Annotated in this window: 2 protein-coding genes; both read right to left on the reverse strand. The window is 60.0% G+C overall.

All coding sequences use genetic code 11. The annotated features are described in order from the left end of the window. The coding region (locus ACRC1E_RS00200; RefSeq protein ID WP_438513093.1) for an acetyl-CoA C-acyltransferase at window positions 1-1,115 on the reverse strand (1,115 nt) is incomplete at its 3' end. Between the two features lie 145 nt (window positions 1,116-1,260). Beyond that, window positions 1,261-3,636, reverse strand: a complete 2,376-nt coding sequence (locus ACRC1E_RS00205; RefSeq protein ID WP_438513094.1) for a 3-hydroxyacyl-CoA dehydrogenase/enoyl-CoA hydratase family protein — start codon at window positions 3,634-3,636, stop codon at window positions 1,261-1,263. Between the last annotated feature and the right edge of the window lie 177 nt (window positions 3,637-3,813).

Raw genomic sequence — 3,813 nt, forward strand, 5'->3', positions numbered from 1 at the left:
ATGCCGTGTACCAGTGTTGCGGTACGGATCGCGCCGGTCGCGCCCAGCGGATGGCCCAGTGCGATGGCGCCGCCGTTCGGGTTGACAAGGCTCATGTCCAGCTCCAGATCGCGGGCCACGGCCAGCGCCTGCGCGGCAAAAGCTTCGTTCAGCTCCATCCACTTGATGTCGGACTGGCTGATACCGGCCTGGCGGCAAGCCAGTGGAATCGCTTCTTTCGGGCCGATGCCCATGATTTCCGGCGGTACGCCCTTGACGGCGAAGGTCACATAACGCGCCAGCGGCGTGAGGTTGAACATCTTCAGGATTTTTTCCGATACCAGAATCACGGCACCGGCACCATCCGACATCTGCGACGAGTTGCCTGCCGTGACCGAACCCTTGGCATCGAACACGGTACGCAGCTTGGCCAGGCCTTCCAGCGTGGTTTCGCGACGCGGACCTTCGTCGTTTTCCAGCAATTTCTTGCGGATCACGACTTCGCCGGTTTCCAGATTCGGCATGCGGTAAATGGCTTCCAGCGGGGTGATTTCCGCCTTGAAAGCACCCGAATCGATAGCGGCAATGGCGCGGCGGTTGGATTCGACCGCAAACGCATCCTGATCTTCACGCGAGATGCCCCACTGCTGGGCGACCTTCTCGGCGGTCAGGCCCATACCGTAGGCAATCGCCAGATTCTCGTCCTTGGCGAAGATTTCCGGATTGAGCGAAACCTTGTTGCCCATCATCGGCACCATGGACATCGACTCCGAACCCGAAGCGATGCAGATATCGGCTTCGCCCAGACGGATACGGTCAGCCGCCATTTGTACAGCATTGATGCCGGACGAGCAGTAGCGGTTGATGGTGATACCGCCAACGGTTTCCGGCAGGCCGGCGAGCAAGGCGCCGATACGCGCCATATTCAGGCCCTGCTCTGCTTCCGGGAATGCACAGCCGGTGACGACATCGGAAATCAGCGATGCATCCAGATTTGGTACTTGTGCCATCGCACCACGGATCACATGCGCCAGCATGTCGTCCGGACGGACATTACGCAGCATGCCGCGCGGTGCTTTGCCCACCGGCGTACGAGTGGTGGCAACGATATAAGCTTCTTGAACTTGTTTGGTCATACCTAGTGTTCTCCATGCGCGACCCGCTCGCGGGGTCGGGGTACCGGCGGAGGAAAGCATGCCCCCCTTAACCGGCCCAAGCGCAAAATTCGATCAATGCCAGGGTGCGAGGGGTCCCGGATCACCGATCCCGGCCCCCCATTTATCAGTTACGCAGCGGCTTGCCGGTAGTCAGCATATTGGCGATACGGGCCTGGGTTTTCGGGTTCTTGAGCAAGGTGATAAATGCCTTGCGCTCCAGACCCAGCATCCACTGCTCGTCCACCAGCGTGCCCTGCTCTACATCGCCACCGCACATTACATCGGCGACCAGGCCGGAGATGTAATAGTCGTGTTCGGAAATAAAGCGGCCGGCCAGCATGTTCACCAATTGGCCCTTGATCGAAGCGGCACCGGCGCGACCGGCAACCGGGAAGCCCTTGATCTTGAGCGGCGGACGATAGCCGGAAGCAGCCAGTGCCAGTGCTTCGCTCTTGGCCACATGCAACAGCTCGTAAGCGTTGAACACCACCACATCGGACTTCTTCAGGAAACCCATTTCCTGCGCTTCAACCGCGCTGGTGGCGACTTTGGCCATGGCAACCGTCATGAAGTATTCTTTCAGCGCCGACAGGATGTCGCCACGCGCTTCTTGCGAGGCGCGCAGGGCGAATTCCTTGCAGCCGCCACCGCCCGGCAGCAGGCCTACGCCTACTTCAACCAGACCGATGTAGCTCTCCAGATGCGACACTACGCGGTCGGCGTGCAGCACGAACTCGCAACCCCCGCCGAAGACATAGCCTTCGGTAGCGGCGACAACCGGGATCTGGCTGTAACGCAAGCGCATCGACATGGCCTGGAAGCGGCACACCGCGGCATCAATCGCATCCCAGTCGCCCATCATGAAGGCAGGCATCATCGAGGCGAGGTCGGCACCGACCGAGAACGGCGCTTCGGTCTGCCAGATCACCAGGCCCTTGAAGCGGTCTTCGGCGATATCCAGTGCGGTATTCAGGCCATCCAGAACATCCGGGCCAATCGCATGCGCCTTGGACTTGAACGACACCACCAGCACGTCGTCGCCGCTGGTAAAGGCACGCACGCCGGCGTTTTCGAATACGGTCTCGCCCAGTGGCGCGATCGTTTCGCCCAGCACCTTGGCTGGGGAGAGCTGACGCTGGTAAACGTCCAGGGTAGAACGGCCAACCAGCTTGCCGCTGGCGGCATCGAACGAGCCAGCGTCAAAATGCACGCCCGCACGATCTTCTTCCAGCACCCAGGCCGGTAGCGCCGCAGAAGACAGGCCCTTGCCGGCAGCGATGTCTTCGGCGATCCAGGCGGCGACTTGTTGCCAGCCTGCCGATTGCCAGGTTTCGAACGGGCCAGTAGACCAGCCGAAGCCCCAGCGGATGGCGAAATCGACATCACGGGCGCAGTTGGCGATATCGCCCAGATGGAAACCGATGTAATGGAAGACATCGCGGAAGCACGCCCACAGGAACTGCGCCTGCGGATGGGCGCTTTCGCGCAGTTTCTTGAATTTTTCCGCCGGATTGGAGATCTTGAGGATCTCTTTAACCGCGTCGTCACCCTTCTGTCCGCCAGCGACATAGGCGCTGGTAGCCGGGTCGAACACGGTCATCATCTTGCCGTCTTTTTTGTAGATACCGGCACGGGTCTTGGCACCCAAGGCACCTGATGCGATCAGGCTCTGCAGCCATTCGGGCGACTTGAAGTAAGCGTGCCACGGGTCTTCCGGCAAGGTGTCCTGCATGGTCTTGACCACATGCGAGAACGTATCCAGACCGACCACATCGGCGGTACGGAAAGTGGCGGACTTGGGGCGGCCAAGACGCGGGCCGGTCAAATCGTCGACGATATCAAAGCGGATGCCGAATTTTTCGGCATTGGCGATGGTCGCCAGCATCGAGAAGACACCGATGCGGTTGGCAACGAAGTTAGGCGTGTCCTTGGCGCGGATCACGCCCTTGCCCAGGGTGGTCACCAGGAAGCGCTCGAGATTGTCGAGCATGGCGGCGTCGCTGGTGACACACGGAATGATTTCCACCAGATGCATATAGCGCGGCGGATTAAAGAAGTGCACACCACAGAAGCGCGGACGAACCGAATCCGGGCAGCTGGCGGCCAGCGCATTGATCGACAGGCCGGAGGTGTTGGTGGCGAAGATGGTGTGTTCGCCCAAGTGTGGCGCCACCTTTTGATACAGATCGGCTTTCCAGTCGGCACGCTCGGCAATCGCCTCGATCACCAGATCGCAATCCTTCAGCAGGTGCAGGTGGTCTTCGTAGTTGGCCGGGGTGATGTACTGGATGGCGTCCTTGCTGGAAACCGGCGACGGCTTGAGCTTTTTCAGCCCGTCCAGTGCCTTCAATACGATACCGTTTTTGTCGCCTTCTTTGGCCGGCAAGTCGAACAAGACGGTCGGCACCTTGGCGTTCACGAGATGGGCTGCAATCTGGGCGCCCATCACGCCGGCGCCGAGCACGGCAACCTTGCGTACGATGAATTTGGTTTGAGACATGGTTTCCTCGTTGGTTGAAACACACAATCGTCAGATGTGCGCTGACGCGCCATCTTGTTTTCATAAGGGCGGATAGCCGTCTAAAGCCACCCGCCCCGAGAACTCACGCTCCCAAACCCATCAAATGTGGATCAGAAGCGGTAGTTGTACTGCACGCCCAGCAAGTTGGCGTAAGCC

It is taken from the genome of Craterilacuibacter sp. (genome assembly GCF_051659485.1).
In the GTDB taxonomy this organism is placed as follows: domain Bacteria; phylum Pseudomonadota; class Gammaproteobacteria; order Burkholderiales; family Chromobacteriaceae; genus Craterilacuibacter.